The sequence below is a fragment of the Roseixanthobacter liquoris genome (assembly GCF_043195135.2).
Lineage (GTDB): Bacteria > Pseudomonadota > Alphaproteobacteria > Rhizobiales > Xanthobacteraceae > NCEH01.
In genome coordinates this window covers 2,655,399-2,672,979 of the sequence record NZ_CM195537.1, presented here as the reverse complement: position 1 = coordinate 2,672,979, position 17,581 = coordinate 2,655,399, and the positions used below count along the sequence as shown (strand labels likewise).

The following is a 17,581-nucleotide window of genomic DNA, read 5'->3' as shown; positions in this document are numbered from 1 at the left end:
CGGTGGGTGCGACGTCATCGCAAAACCGGCTCGGGCACCGGATCGCCGGCCGCCTTCACGTTCACCTGAACGCTGCCGCGCACGAGGCCGGACGCGGGGTCGAAACCGGGCGCCGGCCCCCCTGCTCCGGTGCCCACGAACATCCGGCCAGCCGGCACGCCGGCCTGCTGAAGATAGGCGAAAATGGTGTCGGCGCGGGCCCGCGACAAGGCAAAATCGCCCCCGCCATTGCCTTCCGGCACGCCGAGAATATCGACCCGTGTCGCCGGGCAGCGCTGCACCGCATAGACGATGCGATCCAGGGTCGGAGCGCTCTGCGCGCTGAGGCGAACGCCATGGCCTTCGAACAGGAGCGGCATGTGGGCAAGGATCTGCTCCACCTCGCGGGCGCATTCCTGATCGGATTCGGGAGTGCCGGGAGGCGCCCGCTCAATGGAGATTTCGCTGGTGAAGCTGCGCGGCAAGGCCTTGCGCACATTGTCCGCAACCTGCCCCGCTGCCGCCGGATGCAGCGCCGCGCCAGACAATTGAACCTGCCCGTCGACAATCCTCAACTCGGCGGTTTCAAGCCGCGCCATTTGGGCGATGAGCTTTGGAAGGACTTCCGAAAGCCCGGTGGGCGCGCCGGCGCCGACCGCGCTCACATCATTGATCCGCGCCTCGGGATAGAGATTGTGGAGGAGCGCGCGCACCGCCGCCTGGGTCGCGAGATCCGGGAAAAAGCCTGACACCGTCACCCCTTCGCCATCCCGCCGGACCGCAAAGACATAAGGAGAAATCAGCGGCGGACGCAGGGCGGAGACATCCAGTTGAACGCCCGGCGGCGGCGCTTGGGCGGCGGCGCGGACAGTGACATAGCCGCTGGAATCGGAAGCCTCCCCCGACAAGGTAATGCGGGTGCCCGAAAGCTCCGCCCGGCCGTCGCGAAGTTTCGCCAATTGCGCCAGCGCGAAGTTCGCCGCATTCACCCAGACATCGGCGGGCGGGCCGCCAGAGGCCAGCTTCGTCTCATCCGCAACCATGATCCCCGGCAGCACGCTGCGCGCGGCTTCCACGATGCCGCGGCCCGCTTCCTCGCTCGGCGCCACACCGGTGAGCTTCAGCGTGTCACCGCTCAGCGTCGCCGCCCAGAGGAAAGGCGCGACACGGGGTGGCTCAACGAGGAAGCGCGCAACGGAGAACCCTTCGGGCGGCGCGCGGCGCGCGGCCAGGAGCGCGTCGAACGAACCATAATCCGGACTGGCCCCCTCCAGGGTGATCGAGGTATCGATGATCACGACCCGGCCCTTTGGCAAAAGCGCCAATTGGCGAAGCGCATAGCCGACCGCCTTCACCCAGCGGTCCGCGCTGGGCGCGCCATCCGCGAGCTGCATTTCATCGGTCACCCGAGCATCGTCGACGGCCCCACGCACGGCCGCAAGCACCTGCTCGCGCGCCTCCTGGGACGGCACATGCCCGAGCAGATTGATCTTATCTGCGTCGCGCACCGCTGACCACATGTAGGGTGACACCACCGGAGGCCGCACCGCGAAGGTGCCGACGCGAAAGCCTTGGGGCAGCGGCTCGCGGAAAGTGGCCGCGAGCGCATCATAGGTGGCAAGATCCGGGCTGCGGCCCTCGATGGTCATGACGTCATCGGAAAGGGTCACGCGGCCGGCGGGCAGACGGATCAATTGCTGGAGCGCAAAGGCGACCACGGCGGAGAAATCGCCCGCCGGGGCGCCACGGGCGCGCACCAGCCGGTCAAGTCCTTGGACTGAAACGCCTCCGGGAAGCGCGCGCGCGGCCTCGCCAATCCGCGCCAGGGCATAGGCGGACGGAACATAGCCCGAGACCAGTAAAGTCCGCCCGTCCCGTACCGCTGTGAAGGTAAAGGGGTGCCGTTCGGGGAGCATGACGATGGAATCGCTCACCTGCCGCACGCCGAACAGATTCTCCAGCGCGGCCAGGACCTTGATGCGAGGCTGTTCGGCGAGAGCTTCGCCCGTGATCACCGCGTCGCGGCCATTAAACCGCACTTGAACCCAGGATTCGCCGGTATTCCGCAAAGCTTCAACGGCACGTTCTTCGAGATCGGCCTCGATCGCCGGACGTTGCAGGAGGGCAAGCCACCAGAGCAGGACGAGGCCGGCCAGCGCGAGCGCGATGAGCCCGAATGCGCGCCACCCGAGCCAGATCCCGGAGCGCAGGCGCGGCAGATCTTCACCCGCTCCAGCTTCCATGCTGCGTCTCATTCCTCCAGGGATCCGGCACGGGACGCCGACGCTGTGTGATCCCATGGATCGGCGGATCGGTAAAGCCAATCCGACACCTGCGCGCCCGCGCCTCAGCCGGCCGGGCAGCGCCCGCGGCAGGAGGAAGGCGGCGGCGGCGCGTCACGACGGGAAACCCCGTCTCTCGCGACGCAGGGCGCATTCGCTGCCCTGAAATTTAATGCGCTTAAAAATGAAAAGGCCCCGGTGGAAACCACCGGGGCCCATCTCAAACCGACGAAGCGTCGATCAGAAGTTGCGCTGGGCGCGCAGGCCACCCGACCACACGTCGGTGGAGCCACCAACGCCGGAGGTGACCGAGGACAGCGTGCCAACGGCAGTCGGGAAGTACGACACGTTGTTGGCGAGCGTGTTGTTGCCGCCTTCAACCTTCGAGTAGAGGACTTCCACACCGAGGTCGAGGTTCTTGACCGGCGACCAGATGGTGTTGAGGCCGACCTGCCACATCTTCACGTCGGCAGCGCCAACGGTGTTCTGCGGCACGGAGACGTCCACGTAACCGGCATACACGGCCGAACGCAGGTTCGGCAGCCAGTAGTGGCGATACTGACCCTGGAGGGCCCAGCCGGACTCGGTGTCGTAGCTGAGGTTGGAGCCGTTCCACACGGCATCGGCCAGCGGGTAGAACGCGCCGCTATAGGACGTGAACGTGCCGAAGGTGTTGATGTCGGTGGAGCCGAGGCCGGTGGCGCGACCCTGGGTGGTGCCCGAGAGGCCGAGGTAGCTCAGAGCGCCGTCAGCATAGTTGGCCTGGATGTACAGGCTGTCGCCGGGGGAGATGACGGGGAGCTTGATCTCCACCGAACCACCGATCGCCCAACCCCAGGTCGTGTCCGTGGACTGGCCGAGGTAAGCAACGCCGGTCGGGTAAGCCGCGGCGGTGAGCGGGGTGAGGGCAACGACCTGGTGCAGAGCGCCAGACAGCTGAGCCGAGCCCCAGGCCTGGTCGACGCGCAGGTTGGCGACGATGTCAGGAGCCTGCGTACCACCCTGGTAGTTGGTGTAGGTGCCGAGCGCGCCGATCGTGGCAGGCGTGGTGGCCAGGAGGCCAGCAGCGGTGCCCTGCACGCCGGTCACGCGGTTGGCCGCATCTTCCAACGCCAAGCTGGCGGAGAAGCCGTTGCCGAACTGAGCGGTATAACCGATCACGGTGTTCCACTGGTTCGAACCCGCATACGGGGTCGTCAGCATGTAGTCGATGCCCGTGTCGAAGAACGACTGGGTATAACCGAACGTGAAGCCAGCGAACTGGATGAACACGCGCTCGACGTAGAGGTTGGCGCCGCCGTTGGACGGAGCGGCCGAGGAGCCCGAAGCGCCCCAGGAGTTCCACTCGATGCCGCCGCGGACATACGAACGCAGAACGCCGTAGTCGGTCGCGGTGCGGGCGTCGAAGTCGAACACGCCGCGAACGCGGGTCGTGTAGTCGGAGCTACGATCGGTCTTGAAGGGGAACGCAGCAGTGCCGGTGCCGGGGTTGCTGAAGGCAGCGCCGGAAACACTGGAGATCGCCGGGTTGAACGTGCCAACGCCGTTCACATAATAGTCGGCGCGAGCATAGCCGCCGACCTTCAGGCAGGTGTCGGTGCCCGGAACATAATAGTAGCCGGCGCCGTAAGCGGAGCAGACCTTCACATACTCAACGGCCTTCGCCTTAACAGGCAGATCGGCGGCGTTCGCTCCAGCGACCGCGACGAGACCCGCCGCGCTGCCGAGGAGAAGGCTCTTCACCATCTTCATCGTGTGACCTCCAAGTTTCGTTCCGAGGGAGCTAGCGCCGCTTCGTCGGTGCCACTGCACCCCGAGAGGGTTCTTGCCCCGATTCCCCACCACGCCCGGGCCGAAGCCACAAACACAGGAAGGGCGACCGGGGACTGCCCCCCTTCGTCGCAAAGCAACCATACAAAAGGCCCATCCGGGATCAACGCCTGTATCGCCCGGAAAGGGTCTTGGACACTGGATTTCCGGGCAGTGTTGCAGGATTAACACGCCTTAATTTGACTACCATGATACCGTACATATGTCGACAAATCGTGGCCAGCGTTGAAGCTCTGCGTCGCCGGCTGACGAAATTTCCGCCGCCGCCGCAAAATCGGGCAGCGCCCCAGCGGAAGGGCAAAGCCCGGCCCGAGGCGCCCCGGGGAGGTCGAATCGCGCCGGAATCGCCCGCCGGCCACGCTCGAGATTCGCATTTCCCTCCGCGTGACCCCCCTGCACTGGAATCGAAGCGCCGAATGTGGTGAAGACACGCGCGCGCTCGGATGGCTTTGCCGTGGGCGTGCGCTCAGCGTTCGGCAGCCCGACGAGACATCAGTCATGCGGATCTTGGTCACCGGCACCGCCGGCTTCATCGGCTTCCACCTGGCGCGCCTGCTGCTGCGGTCGGGGCACGAGATCGCCGGCGTCGACGGGCTCACACCTTATTACGATGTCACGCTCAAGCGCCGGCGCGAGGCCCTGCTGCTCCAGAATCCCGGCTTTCGGACCCACGAACTGATGCTGGAGGACGCGAGCGCCCTCGCCGCCGTCGCCGACGCCTTCCAGCCGGAGGCGATCATCCATCTCGCGGCGCAGGCGGGCGTGCGCTACAGCCTGGAAAATCCGCGCTCCTACGTGGATGCCAATCTGGTCGGCACCTTCAACGTGATGGAGCTGGCGCGGGTGCACGGGGTGAAGCATTTCATGCTCGCCTCCACCAGCTCGGTCTATGGCGCCAACACGCTGATGCCGTTCGTGGAGAACGAACGCACCGATTTCCCCCTCACCCTCTATGCCGCCACCAAGAAGGCGACCGAGGTGATGAGCCATTCCTATGCCCACCTGTGGGGCATCCCCACCACGGCCTTCCGCTTCTTCACGGTTTACGGCCCCTGGGGCAGGCCGGACATGGCCCTGTTCAAGTTCACAAGCTGCATGCTGCGCGGTGAACCCATCGACGTCTATAACAACGGCGACATGTACCGCGACTTCACCTATGTGGACGATCTGGTGAAGGCCGTGGCGCTGCTGCTCGACGTGGCGCCCACCCGCAACAGCGCGGACGCGAGCGACGATTCGCTGGGCACGAGCCCCGCCGCGCCCTTCCGCGTGGTCAATATCGGCAAGGGCAGCCCGGTGCGCCTGCTGGACTTCATCGAGGAAATCGAACGGTGCGTCGGCCGCCCGGCCATTCGCAATTACATGCCCATGCAGCCGGGCGACGTGCCGCACACCTATGCCAATGTGGACCTGCTGGAGCGGCTGACGGGCTATCGGCCGGATACCGAGGTGGCGGCGGGCGTTGCGGCGTTCGTCGCCTGGTACAAGGAATATTACGGCTGCTGAAGCCGCGGGACGGGGTCGATCCGCACGACGATCCCGGAGCGCACGGCTTGGCGTGCAGGTCGATGAACGAGGCCGTGCATGCCGCCCTCGTTCATCGAGATCGCCCGGACCCGACGCGGAAACCTGGAGTCGCGGGCTGGACCCGAGCGTCGCTCAGGCCTTGCCGGGCAGGGTCGGAGCGGTCGGCAGGGGGGTCGAGGCGAGCGTCGCCAGGTTCGACTGGAGGGTCGAGGCGGCGCTGTTGATCGCGCTCAGGTCGGGGGCGGTGACCTTGGCGGGCACGGCGGCGACGGTCGCCTTCGGGGTGGGGGTCGCGGCAGCCTTGGTCGCAACGGCGGCAGCAGCGGTCTGCTTCAGGGCGGCGATCTTGGCGGCGGCGGCGCTGGGGGCGGAAGTCACGGTGGTCATTGTTGTCTCCATAATGATCTGAATCACCCGTTTGGAATGATCCACCGGCACCTAAACCCACGGGCCTGTCTCGAAGCTTGCCACCGCAGCTGAACACCTCCCGATTCCGCGAAAAGTGAGGATTCGCCGCATTTTTAGGCAGCGAATCCATCACATGAAAAGGCCGGATCCGGTCGCTCAGGCGACCGGCTGGACGTCGCTCCGCCAGCGCTCGATTTCGGCGAGGTCGGCCTCGGGCCGCTCCTGCTCCACCCGCCCCTGCCCGAGATACAAGGCGCCCGCATCGGCATCGAGCGTCAGCCAGTCGCCCTGGCGCAGCAGCGTGGCTCCCACGAGGGCCGTCTGGGCGGCGGTGTCGATCTTCAGCCCCGCGCAGCCGACGACGCAGGGCTTGCCCAATTGCCGCGCCACCAGGGCGGCATGGGCCGTGCGCCCACCCACCGCCGTGACGATGCCGTCGGCCGCCGCGAAGCCGGCGACATCGCTCGTGCTGGTATCGGGGCGCACCAGCACCACCGGCGTGCCCGTTGCCGCAAGACGCTCGGCGCTTTGCGAATCGAAGGCGATCCGGCCCACGGCGACACCGGCGGAAGCGCTGATTCCGCGCGCCACGGGATCGCCCACGTTCACCAGGCGCTTCGTGACCAGGCTCGCGAGATCCACATCGGCGAGCCGGGAGAGTCCCTCCGCGGGGGTGATCACCCCTTCGGCCACGAGATCGATGGCAAACCGCAGGGCCGCGCGCGGCGTCCGTTTGGCAGAACGGGTCTGGAGAATCCAGAGCACGCCTTCGTCGATGGTGAATTCCACGTCCTGGATATCGCGAAAGGCCTGTTCCAGCTGCGTCAGCCGGGCGCGCAGATCGCGCGCCGCCTCGGGTGCCGCGCGCAGGATCGCGGCCTCGGTATCCGGGGTCCGGCTGCCGGAGACGACATCCTCGCCCTGGGCGCCGAACAGCACGTCGATCACCGGTTCCGACGCGCCGCTCGAGGGATCGCGGGAAAAGGCGACACCCGCGCCGGACGACAGGCCGCGATTGCCGTAGACCATCGCCTGGACGGTGACCGCCGTGCCCTGGAGATCCTCCAGTTGCTGGAGCCGGCGATAGGTGGTGGCGCGATCGCTGGTCCAGGAGCGATAGACTGCGCGGGCCGCCGCCTCGACCTGCGCTTCCGGATCGGCCGGCAGATCGAGATCCGCTGCGTCGATCAGATGTTCATATGCGGCCGCGAGCCGTTCCAGCGCCTCGCCGTCCAGATCGGCCTCGCTCGCCACCCCTTCGGTGCGTGCGATGGTCTCGCGGGCGTGGGCGAATGCCGCGCCATCGGCCCCCAGCACGACGTCGGCGAAGCTCTCCAGGAACCGGCGCCGGCAATCCCAGGCGAAGCGCGGATTGCCGCTGGTGCGGATCAGCCCCTGGACCGCCTCGGCGGTGCATCCGACGTTCAGCACCGTATCCAGCATGCCCGGCATGGACCGTGCGGCTCCGGACCGGACCGAGACCAGAAGCGGCTGTCGCCGGTCGCCGAACACTTTCCCCGTGGCCTGCTCCAGGAAGGCGAGCCCTTCGCGCAGCCCGTCCTTCAGCTTGCGCAAGGCGCTGTCTTCCCCCCGCACGATGGCGGCGCACAGGTCCACCGGCAGCACGAAGGCGGGCGGAACCGGCAGGCCCAAGGCCGCCATGCGCGCCAGATTGGCGGCCTTGGCGCCGATGATATCGGCGGAAGGTGTCGCGGTGGACCCGCCACCGATGCGAGCGATGTGCATCATCCCCTCCTGGTCACTTTGAAAGATCGGCGAGCACATGCTCGCGCAACACATGGCCGAAGGCGGCCAGCCGGTCGGTGGCGCGTTCCAAGGTCCGCGCCAGATCGAGCGCGCCGAGCGCGGTCTTCAAATCGTAAGTCTCGGTGAGCACCAGCGCGGTCACCGCCCGCTCGGCGGCATCGCCCGCGTGCTCTTCCTCCATCAGCCGGCCAACGGCAGCCAATGCGTCTTCCGAATCGATGCGCTGCCCTTCCGGCACGTCGGCGGCGGCAATGATGCCGCTGGCTGCGGCGCCCGCGCCCGCCACCGCCGCCGCGCTCACGGCCGCCAGCGGCGTCAGCACGGCGGGCGGAAGCCCGTCCGGCACCAGGGAGGCGACGAAGGCGGCCTGCTCCAGTTCGTCGATCGCCTCTTCCATGCTGTTCACCAGCCGCACGATGGCCGGATCGGCGTCGAACCGGGCGGCCGTATTGCGCGCCTCCAGGGCGATCCGATCGGCCTTCTCCTCGATCCGCCGGGCCTGGCTCGCCAGACCCTCGCGATCAAACGGGCGCTGGGCCTGCTGTTCCGCGATGCCATGGGCGATGGCGACCGCAATCTCCCGCGCCAACCCCGCCTGGCGCACCACGATCGCCATCAAGGTGGCTTCCACCCGCTGCATGTGCCGCACCAGATCGGCTTCGATCTGGTCGCGCGCGAGCCGCACGGAGCTGCCGTTCAGCAAGGCCTGCGCGGAAACCTTCAGTACCGTCTTGAGAAAATCCACGGCGGCATCGCGGCCGAGAGCGGCGTCGAGGCGCTCACCGAAGCCGATGCGGGTCGGAGCGGCATGGTGGACCGCTGCCGCCACCAGCTCGCTGCCGCCGAGTTCCAGGAAGCCGCGCTGCCCCACCCGGTTGCGCGCCGCCCAATCGAGCACCCGCACCGCATCGGCCTTCGGCACCCAGTTGCGCAGCACCTTGCGGGCCTTGTTCCAGTCGATCAGGAATACCAGCGAGGCGCCGACTTCCTCCAGAAAGGCGTCGCGCGCCGCCGGTTCGCCATAGGGATAGCGGCCGGTGACGAGATAGAACACGCCGTCATCGCCGAGCGCTTCCCCGCTCTTGCGTTCCAGCCCGCTCCACTGGGCAGGAAAATCCCGCAGCAGGCCGGTGAAGAACTTGGCGCGCGCCAGATGCACGTCGGTATAAGTGACCGTGACGGCGCCGCCCTCCACCGAGATGACGACCACGTGGGCGTCCGTCTCCCCGATATCGTTCTGGAGGGTGAGCCGCGTGCCCGAGCGCGCCGCGGTGGTGGACAGCCCGGGATGATCGAACTTGAGCGCCCGCGTCGCGTTCAGCCCGCGCATGAAGGCTTCGATCGCCGGCCGATCCCCCGGCAGCAATCCGAAGGCATGGGCGCCGGCAATCACTTCTTCCGCATGCTGGGCGGACAGGCGATTGAGCGCCTTGTGCAGGTCCATCACGAGGCGGTGCAGGCTTTCGGCCCCGTGCTCGGACAGGCTGGTAAGCTGGGCGATGAGCGCGAGGTCCAGCGTATCGCCGACGCCCAGCGGCAGCGCCGCCTTCAGCCCCGCGAGACGTGCCAGGCCGGCATCGCCCTCCGCCTTGTCGCCGGCGGCGACGCAGCGCGCCATGGTTTCCACGTCGTTCCAGATCGCAAGGCCAAGATCGCCTGCGCCCGGCGCATGAACCCGCCCTTCGGGAAGCAACGTGGCCTCGCCGACCAGGGCTTCCATGGCCGCCACGTCGAGCCCGGCGGCCCGGCATTCCTCCGCCAGGTCAAACGGCGCGCCCCGCGGATCGCGGGCGTGGCGCCCGGCTCCCTGGAGCACGCTGAGGCGCGCCTTCACCTGGTCATTGGCGTGCAGGCCCTCGGCGATCAGCGCGGGGAGAAGGATATCGCCCTGCCCCAGGCGCTCGATGATTTCGGTTTTCATGACTGCGATCCTCGTGCGTCGCACCGGACCAAAGCATGGGGCGCCTGCGATGTGATTGCGGCAGGTCAGTCATGGTGATGTCATGTTCGGCCGGAGCGGGGTGCCGCCGCAGGCGCCGCGCCTTGATCGCCGTGCGAACTGCTGCCATAAAACGCGTTCTGACTCTGCACGCGGCCCGGAACGTTTTCGGCCGGGCCGCGTGCGGGTCGGGTCAAGATCTGCGTTCCACGGCCACAGGCCATGGCTATTTGCGAAGTGAGCCCCGCTCGCACCAAGGGGATGAGGCCGGACCGCACCGGGCCGTGGGAAATGGCCCTGGGCGATGCGGCATTGGCGCTTATCTACCGTTGTGCCCGCCCTCCGCCAGGTGACGGGCGGCTGCACAACCGGGGCGCCTTGATCGGGCGCGGGCCATGACGAAAGAGACGAGCAAATTGCGTTTATCTGCCACGACAGCGCCGGAAGGTATCAGCGCCACCCTGGCGGCCGGGGTGCGGGCCGTCGAACTGGAAGCGCGCGGCCTCACCCAATTGCGTGCGATGCTGCTGGGTCCGCTCGGCGCCGCGTTCGAGAAGGCTGTCGACCTGATTTTGACCTCGCGCGGCCGCGTGGTCGTCAGCGGCATGGGCAAGAGCGGCCATATCGGCCACAAGATCGCCGCGACCATGGCCTCCACGGGCACCCCGGCCTTTTTCATGCACCCGGCGGAGGCGAGCCACGGCGACCTCGGCATGGTGACCAAGGATGACGTACTGATCCTCGTCTCCTGGTCGGGCGAAACCGGGGAATTCCGGCCCATCATCGAATATGGCAAGCGCTTCTCCATTCCGATGATCGCCCTGACCTCGAAGCAGGACAGCACGATCGCGCGCGCCAGCTACGTCGCGCTCATTCTTCCCTCCGCCGAGGAGGCCTGCCCGAACAAGCTGGCCCCGACCACCTCCACCACGCTTCAGCTCGTCATGGGGGATGCGCTCGCCGTGACCCTGCTGGAGCGGCGCGGCTTCTCGCCGGAGCAGTTCAAGGTGTTTCACCCTGGCGGGAAGCTCGGAACCATCCTGATCCGCGCCGCCGACCTGATGCATTCCGGCCCCGACCTGCCCGTGGTGACGCCCGATACACCGGTTCCCGAAGTTCTGCTCGCCATGAGCGCGGGCCGGCTCGGCTGTGTCCTGGTGAAGGCGGAGGACGGCAGCCTGCGCGGCATCGTGACCGACGGTGATATCCGCCGCGCGGTGACGGAAGGCGATCTTGCCGGCATCGTCACCACGTTCATGACAAAATCCCCGGTGAGCGTCCCCCCCTCCACGCTCGCCAGCGAATGCGTCGCCCTGATGAACGAACGGCGCATCACCGTTCTCGTCGTGCGCGAGGGCACAAAGCCGGTCGGCCTCCTGCACATGCACGATCTCCTGAGGGCGGGGGTGGGGTGAGGGGCACAAATATTAAGCAATCCATTTTCGGAGGATTGCTTCAACGCATAGCACTCCGCATCGCTGGGCCAGCTTCAGCCGGACGAAGTCAGCGATCCTATTGCGCTGCGCCAAATCGAGCGAGCCGCACGCCGTCAGGTAGAGAGATGCAGACCGCTTAGCCAAGCATCGACCATCAATCCCCCGGTAAGCAAGCGCCCATGACGCACCCTACCCGGGCACCGCCACGCAACCAATAGCCGCACCGCAACTGGTGGTTTGGTTAGGAAACAGCCAGTATTTGCCAGGCTTGAAGGCTTGACGCAACGCAAAAAAAAATCGATTCTTCAACGGCTGAGCGAACGGAATAACCAGCACTGGCTGCCTTTTCGGTGCGTACAGCATTTGGTTGAATAGGCTTAAATTTGAACTAAAGCTTGCCTTGCAACTCGCTGCTTCATGGTTAAGGTACAAAATCAATGTGCGATTATCGAGAACCAATCAAAACACCAAGTTATACAAATAAAAATTAATGACACAACGCACACTGTTCCGCGTTCTTTATTATCCCGAAAACATTTCATCTCTATTGGAGACAGATCAAAAACACAGTAAGAGGCAATATATGTTGCAATAACTAAATACTCGTCCAACCGCGCTCGCGCTGGCGGTCCAAATCGCCACTCATGGCGCACGGTCAGCCCTTCCCTGGATATACTCGATTAAAATCATGAATGATTTCAATCAAAATAAGAACAAAGTAGCCCTTCGAATTGGCGCACCCAATTTCGGACTTCAGGATGATTCAGAATTTGTTGGGTTTAGCATCGATAGAGTTGTAAACGGGGATGATTTTATAATCATCGCAGGATGGATAATGGGATGCAGCGCGTGTCGCGTTTATTCAGACGGAATCGCGACCCCACCAGAAAGCCCTATTACTTATTTTGATCGACCAGACGTTGCGTCAGGTTATAAAGTTTCGAAAGATATCGTCAGAGGATTTCTCTCTGTAATAAAGAATCCATTAGTGAATGAATTTAAAATACTAGTTGATATCGATTCAACAGTACTTGGTCCATATTATTTTACTTCGACAGAAAATTCAAATAAAAATGTACTCGATGATTTGATACGAGATAATTTTGGTCGTCGTGGTTTCTTATTACGAAATCTGACTGACAATATAGATGTCGTGTCGTGCCTGATAAAAAATACGTCCCGAATGTCGAGCAACGTTCTGGCGCGAGGCCATTTGGATTTTGCTCGCGGCATCGTTGGTGTAGGCGGGCTTTTAATTGGCTGGGCCGCAAGCGAGCCCGCGGTGCGATTTTTCCTGGTGACCGATGAGGGCCGAGTCAAGAACTTACAGGACGCAATTCGGTGGCACCGGCAGGATGTCGCCGACGCCGTCGGTGCAGATCTAGGTGGCTACGGTAATAATGCTGCCTTTATGCAAGCGTGGAATTTTCCCCTCAGCATCGGCAGTAAAATCCGACTTATAGCAGCAACTAATGAAGAAATGTTTGAGGTCGCAAGTCTTGACTGGTCGCCCGCGCCCGTCGATCCTGTCAGTTACGCGAAATGGGCTTTTGAATTTCCAATTCCTCCGGACAAATTTTTCTCCCGTATTACAGACCAAGACGGATTTATAATCCGACATTTAATTAGCAAAAAGTTAGAACAGAGGCTCGAAACCTCGATCAAAAGTAAATCTTACGGAAAAGAAATTCAGGACCCTATTGTTACGATCGTTATTCCTATTTATGGACGCTATGATTTTATCCTAAATCAGATGTTGGAGTTTTCGCTCGACGAACGTCTCAGCCAAACTGCGGAAATTATATACGTTATAGATGATCCACGAATACTTGACCAAATTGTTAGAGAATGTCCAAATTTTTACGCTGCCTTCGGCGTGCCGTTTAAGATTATTTGGAGCGGTGACAACAGAGGTTTCGCGGGCGCGACAAACCTAGGGGCGTCAGTCGCTCGCGCGCCGCTTATATTGCTCTTGAACTCGGACGTTGTGCCCCTATCACCGGGGTGGCTGGATAAGATGGTAGCCGCCTTCAGCCAGATCCCAAATGCCGGCGCCATCGGTGCTCGCCTTCTATATCCCAACGGCGCAATTCAACATGACGGAATGGAGTTCGAATGGGACATCGGCTGGGGCGTTTACCTAAATCGCCATCCAGGAATTGGCCTTCAGGCCTCGGTCGTTGAGGAGGAATTGTCCATCTGCGTCGCAGTGACCGGGGCGTGCTTCCTGATCAGCAAAGATCTTTATTGGTCGGTGGGCGGCTTGGACGAGAAGTATATGATCGGCGATTTCGAAGATTCCGATCTCTGCCTCAAAGTACGAGAACGCGGTTTTCAAATCGGCTGCCTTAAATCCGTCTTGCTCGTGCACCTGGAGAGGCAGTCATTATCGCGCGTAGGGCTTGAAAGCTTTAGAGATAAGGTCGTGATGTACAATGCTTGGCAGCACCAATTGCGGTGGGGCACGGTGATCGACAATTTAATTGCTGAACGTAACAGCGAGAAGGATATTGTAAAGTGAAGGCGCTCGTTATTGCGCACGGCCACCCGGACTTCAATGTGGGCGGGGGCGAGTTGGCGGCCTATGATCTATTTTGTGCAATAAGAAGAAGGAAAGAAGTCACATCTGCCACCTTCCTTGGGCGCACAGACAACAAGCACATGAGGCACGGCTCAATTATGCTGAGACGCGCAGGAGAATATTTATGGCGCCAGGATATGGGCGAGTGGTTCAGACTTAGAACCGCGAACTTCACATCGATCGTGAGCTCCTTTAGAGAGTTTTTACTTTTTGTAAAGCCGGATATTATTTTCATGCATCATTTTGTCCATATGGGCATCGAAGCCCTTATGGAAATCAAGAAAACGCTACCAAATTGCCGCCTCGTTCTAACTTTGCATGAGTATACAGCAATTTGTCACCAGAGCGGGCAGATGGTAAAAAAGCAGAATAAGAAGCTCTGCTATCGTGAATCTTTCGACGATTGCAGCGCCTGCTTCCCGGATTTTTCTGGCACTGATTTCTGGTTGCGCAAACATTATATTCAGAGGCATTTTGAGGCGGTAAACACGTTTGTATCTCCGTCAATGTTCCTTAGAAATAGATTTATTGAATGGGGGATTCCCGAAGAACACATTTTTGTGATTGAGAATGGTCAGGCAGATCAGATTGTTAATCAAAGCTATCAAGCAAACTTATTTAGTACCTTCGGATTCTTCGGCCAAATTACTGCATTTAAGGGGGTTGATGTATTTTTGCAGGCGATACATCTGCTTCCCAAAGACATAAGAGCCAAATGCCGCTTCGAGGTGCATGGGGCGAATCTAGAGTCACAGGAAGCTTGGCTACAGGAGTTAATTGGGACCTTGCGCAAGCCTCTTATTGAAGAGGGAGTGTTGCGGTGGGTGGGTCCCTATGAGAGATCCGAGTTGCCCGGAAGAATGAAAAGGATTGGTTGGGTAATAGTTCCCTCCATCTGGTGGGAAAATTCCCCGATGGTTATACAGGAGTCCTTTGTCAATCAACGGCCGGTCATTTGCTCCGGTATTGGCGGCATGGCTGAAAAGGTACGTGACAGAGTTGATGGATTTCACTTTGAGGTAAAAAATCCGATGCACCTTGCAGAAGTTTTGACCGAGGCCTCTCGCGATTTTAACGTTTGGGTAAAAATGGTGAAGAATATTAAGGCGCCGATAAATTATGATCAGTGCGCTTACGAATACATGAAGCTTGCGATGCGTAAATAGTAAGTACATTGCTTTTTTATCTAGCGTGTAGTAAGTTTTTTGGTTCATCGATCATTGCGGCTGGCGCGCACCCGCATATGCTGAATCCTGTTAAAGAAACGCTCCACGAGAGTTTTTTGACGATAGAACCAGGACCTGGGCTCAGGACTCACTAATCGGTGCCAGAAGATGACGGTGGCTGCGATGCATATTGCTGAGAAGAATGTGTGGGCGCAGCTGTCGTGCCGGGTGGCGAGGCGGCGCCGGTCATTGAGCTTGGCAAACAGGGGCTTGATCTTGTGCCTTTGGCGTTCGAGGTTTTATCATGTAAGGACCGCTTGCGGCTTCGCGATGAGGGAATTGCAAGGCGTAGTACCCTTGGCGCCAAGCGCGTCTCGAAACCAAGTGCTGTCATAGCCCCGGTCGACAATCAGGTTTCTGGCCGGCGCCAAGGCGTCGAGGATCAGACGGGCGCCCTTGTGATCACTCATCTGGCGTTCCGACAAGAGCTCGATTATCGGCCGATCCTGACGTTGCCCCTCGTTGTTAATCCAGCCTGAAGTTCGTTCTGGCCGATTGCGAGGACCAGAGCATAAGGCGCAGCCGTTTTACGGAAGAGCGGATCATTTCGATCCTGAAGGAGCACGAGGCCGGAGTGCCTGTCTCCCATCTTTGCCGCAAGCACGGGGGCAGCGACGCCAGCATCTACAAGTGGAAGGTCCGGTTCGGCGGCTTGGGGGTGTCGGAAGCCAAGCGGCTGCGGGCGCTGGCCGACGCGATGCTGGATAATGTCGCGCTGAAGGATGTCCTGGGAAAGAAGTGGTGACGCCCGCTGGAGACCGCAAAGCTGTCGCCCATCTCATGGGGCGCCATGGGATGAGCGAACGGCGGACATGTAAAGCCACCGGCTTCTGCCGCATGACCGTGCGATACCGACCGAAGCGGGCCGACGACGGCGTCCTGCGCGAGCGCATGAAGGCCATCGCTCACGCGCGGCGTCGCTTCGGCTATCGACGTCTGCACGTGCTGCTGCGGCGGGAGGGTTTCACGGTCAACCACAAGCGCCTGTTCCGGCTCTATCGCGAGGAGCGCCTCAAGGTGCGGCGCCGTGGTGGCCGCAAGCGGGACATCGGGACGCGGGCCCCCATGACCATCCCGATGCGGCCGAACGAGCGCTGGTCGCTCGACTTCGTGTCGGACCGGCTCACCTGTGGCCGTCGCTTCCAGATCCTCACCGTCGTCGACGACTGCACCCGGGAAGGCCTCACCCTGGTGGCGGACACATCGCTGTCCGGCGTGCGGGTGGCCCGGGAGCTGGATCGCCTCGTGGCCGAGCGCGGCCGGCCGAAGATGATCGTCAGCGACAATGGCAGCGAGTTCACCTCCAACACCATCCTCGCCTGGGCGGACGCGGCACAGGTCGAGTGGCATTACATTGCGCCGGGCAAGCCGATGCAGAATGCCTTCATCGAGTGCTTCAACGGTCGCCTGCGCGACGAGCTTCTCAACGAGACGCTGTTCTCGGCGCTGAGCCAGGCCAGAGCGACCCTGGGCGGTTGGCGTTCCGACTACAATGGATCACGCCTACTCCGCCCTCGGCTGGCAGACCCCATCCGCCTTCGCCGCCACCTTCCATCCGCGACGGGATCTGCCGCTGCGCCAGGTCAAAAGCTCCGCGCCAGATCCCGCCACTCACCCGGCAAGCAAGACCAAATCCACCCGCCAGAACGAACTCAACGCTGGATAAAACTTGGGGGCAACGTCAGGGCAGCCCAAACGCCGAAAGTGGCTATGGTACGATTTTCGGGAGATGCCCAGACATGAAATGGCTTCATAGTGGATTTAAGTTTCATTATTAAGGGTTACTAAATACGCGAATCTGCGCTCTTCGTAGGAATCAATCAGAATCGCTGATTCGGCGACCGGTAACATTTAAGGATTTTCAATTAGATTTGATGCGATTTTCAAGTAGATTTGATGTATGGTAGAATTATTATTACGATTTAAATTCCGTTGCAACGTGCACTTGCAGTCAAGCCGTTACGTTTCGTCTGGAGCGGCCTATGCAACGTCACAAACCTAAGATCCTCATTATGATTCCTGCTGGAAAGCGCCACCAACGTGCAGGATCATGATCTACGATCAAGTCAGAGACAATTAAATAAAATCGTATTTTAATATCGACAACATGATGGTGTACGACTCTATTCTTAAGCTTTTAGATTTCACCGATATAGACGTATTAAAAATATCCGACCAAACAGAAGCGGATATTGAACGTTACAATTCTTGCTTTGACTACGTCTTACTTTGGGGATCGAATTTCATTCATGAACACATGAAATGGGAACGAGCCGCATGGGTTTTGGAGCGACTCACCATTCCGGTGTATGCGATAGGGCTTGGGGCACAGGCTGAGACCAAGCGCAACATCGAACTTCCGCCTGAAAGCGTACGGATCTGGCAGCTTATGGCAGATCGGTGCAAATCCATTGGCGTTCGCGGGGCGTATTCTGCGGACATTCTCCTGGCGAACGGCATCAATAATGTAGAGGTGATCGGCTGCCCATCCTTATTTCGCAAGCGCGACCGGAATATGTTGCTCAAGTTGAAGCCAGCAAACAAGGTTGAACGCGTAGCCTTTAGCCTAAGGTGAGAGACGAGTCATTATTACGCCGCAGATATGA

General features: G+C 61.3%; 11 protein-coding genes and 1 pseudogene. 7 read left to right on the top strand and 5 right to left on the bottom strand.

The window, feature by feature from the left end; translation table 11 throughout:
- Positions 1-14: 14 nt before the first annotated feature.
- Positions 15-2,222, bottom strand: a complete 2,208-nt coding sequence (locus tag V5F84_RS11920; RefSeq protein WP_394045495.1) for a BON domain-containing protein — start codon at positions 2,220-2,222, stop codon at positions 15-17.
- Between the two features lie 279 nt (positions 2,223-2,501).
- On the bottom strand, positions 2,502-4,013 hold the full coding sequence (locus V5F84_RS11915) for a porin (protein WP_394045497.1): 1,512 nt from the start codon (positions 4,011-4,013) through the stop codon (positions 2,502-2,504).
- 576 nt (positions 4,014-4,589) lie between these two features.
- Between V5F84_RS11915 and V5F84_RS11910 the strand changes: the two genes are divergently transcribed.
- A complete protein-coding gene (locus V5F84_RS11910; RefSeq protein ID WP_394045499.1) occupies positions 4,590-5,597 on the top strand; it encodes an NAD-dependent epimerase/dehydratase family protein in 1,008 nt (335 codons plus the stop codon).
- A gap of 153 nt (positions 5,598-5,750) precedes the next feature.
- On the opposite strand, the gene V5F84_RS11905 is transcribed toward V5F84_RS11910, so the two are convergent.
- The 3 genes from V5F84_RS11905 to V5F84_RS11895 form a co-directional block, all read right to left on the bottom strand.
- Complete coding sequence (locus V5F84_RS11905) at positions 5,751-6,005, bottom strand: hypothetical protein (protein WP_394045501.1); 255 nt, start codon at positions 6,003-6,005, stop codon at positions 5,751-5,753.
- A gap of 177 nt (positions 6,006-6,182) precedes the next feature.
- Complete coding sequence (locus V5F84_RS11900) at positions 6,183-7,772, bottom strand: PEP/pyruvate-binding domain-containing protein (protein ID WP_394045503.1); 1,590 nt, start codon at positions 7,770-7,772, stop codon at positions 6,183-6,185.
- A gap of 13 nt (positions 7,773-7,785) precedes the next feature.
- Positions 7,786-9,714, bottom strand: a complete 1,929-nt coding sequence (locus tag V5F84_RS11895; RefSeq protein WP_394045505.1) for a hypothetical protein — start codon at positions 9,712-9,714, stop codon at positions 7,786-7,788.
- A 413-nt stretch (positions 9,715-10,127) separates the two neighbouring features.
- Between V5F84_RS11895 and V5F84_RS11890 the strand changes: the two genes are divergently transcribed.
- The 6 genes and pseudogenes from V5F84_RS11890 (at position 10,128) to V5F84_RS11865 (ending at position 17,550) form a co-directional block, all read left to right on the top strand.
- Positions 10,128-11,147 (top strand): KpsF/GutQ family sugar-phosphate isomerase, encoded by a 1,020-nt coding sequence (locus V5F84_RS11890; protein ID WP_394045507.1) that lies wholly within the window; start codon positions 10,128-10,130, stop codon positions 11,145-11,147.
- A gap of 709 nt (positions 11,148-11,856) precedes the next feature.
- The gene (locus tag V5F84_RS11885) at positions 11,857-13,689 is read left to right on the top strand and encodes a glycosyltransferase family 2 protein (protein ID WP_394045509.1); all 1,833 of its coding nucleotides are present in this window, start codon (positions 11,857-11,859) and stop codon (positions 13,687-13,689) included.
- On the top strand, positions 13,686-14,915 hold the full coding sequence (locus V5F84_RS11880) for a glycosyltransferase (RefSeq protein WP_394045511.1): 1,230 nt from the start codon (positions 13,686-13,688) through the stop codon (positions 14,913-14,915). Before V5F84_RS11885 ends, V5F84_RS11880 begins: the two co-directional genes overlap by 4 nt.
- A gap of 206 nt (positions 14,916-15,121) precedes the next feature.
- The gene (locus V5F84_RS11875; protein ID WP_394045513.1) at positions 15,122-15,454 is read left to right on the top strand and encodes a hypothetical protein; all 333 of its coding nucleotides are present in this window, start codon (positions 15,122-15,124) and stop codon (positions 15,452-15,454) included.
- A gap of 32 nt (positions 15,455-15,486) precedes the next feature.
- Positions 15,487-16,641, top strand: a pseudogene (locus tag V5F84_RS11870) (IS3 family transposase).
- A 441-nt stretch (positions 16,642-17,082) separates the two neighbouring features.
- Entirely contained in the window at positions 17,083-17,550 is a 468-nt protein-coding gene (locus tag V5F84_RS11865) for a polysaccharide pyruvyl transferase family protein (protein ID WP_394045515.1), read from the top strand.
- Positions 17,551-17,581: the final 31 nt, after the last annotated feature.

Bases quoted from the DNA above. Each gene is read 5' to 3' on its own strand.
- V5F84_RS11920 (WP_394045495.1), bottom strand. From the start codon at position 2,222: ATGGAAGCTGGAGCGGGTGAAGATCTGCCGCGCCTGCGCTCCGGGATC.
- V5F84_RS11915 (WP_394045497.1), bottom strand. From the start codon at position 4,013: ATGAAGATGGTGAAGAGCCTTCTCCTCGGCAGCGCGGCGGGTCTCGTC.
- V5F84_RS11910 (WP_394045499.1), top strand. From the start codon at position 4,590: ATGCGGATCTTGGTCACCGGCACCGCCGGCTTCATCGGCTTCCACCTG.
- V5F84_RS11905 (WP_394045501.1), bottom strand. From the start codon at position 6,005: ATGACCACCGTGACTTCCGCCCCCAGCGCCGCCGCCGCCAAGATCGCC.
- V5F84_RS11900 (WP_394045503.1), bottom strand. From the start codon at position 7,772: ATGCACATCGCTCGCATCGGTGGCGGGTCCACCGCGACACCTTCCGCC.
- V5F84_RS11895 (WP_394045505.1), bottom strand. From the start codon at position 9,714: ATGAAAACCGAAATCATCGAGCGCCTGGGGCAGGGCGATATCCTTCTC.
- V5F84_RS11890 (WP_394045507.1), top strand. From the start codon at position 10,128: ATGACGAAAGAGACGAGCAAATTGCGTTTATCTGCCACGACAGCGCCG.
- V5F84_RS11885 (WP_394045509.1), top strand. From the start codon at position 11,857: ATGAATGATTTCAATCAAAATAAGAACAAAGTAGCCCTTCGAATTGGC.
- V5F84_RS11865 (WP_394045515.1), top strand. From the start codon at position 17,083: ATGATGGTGTACGACTCTATTCTTAAGCTTTTAGATTTCACCGATATA.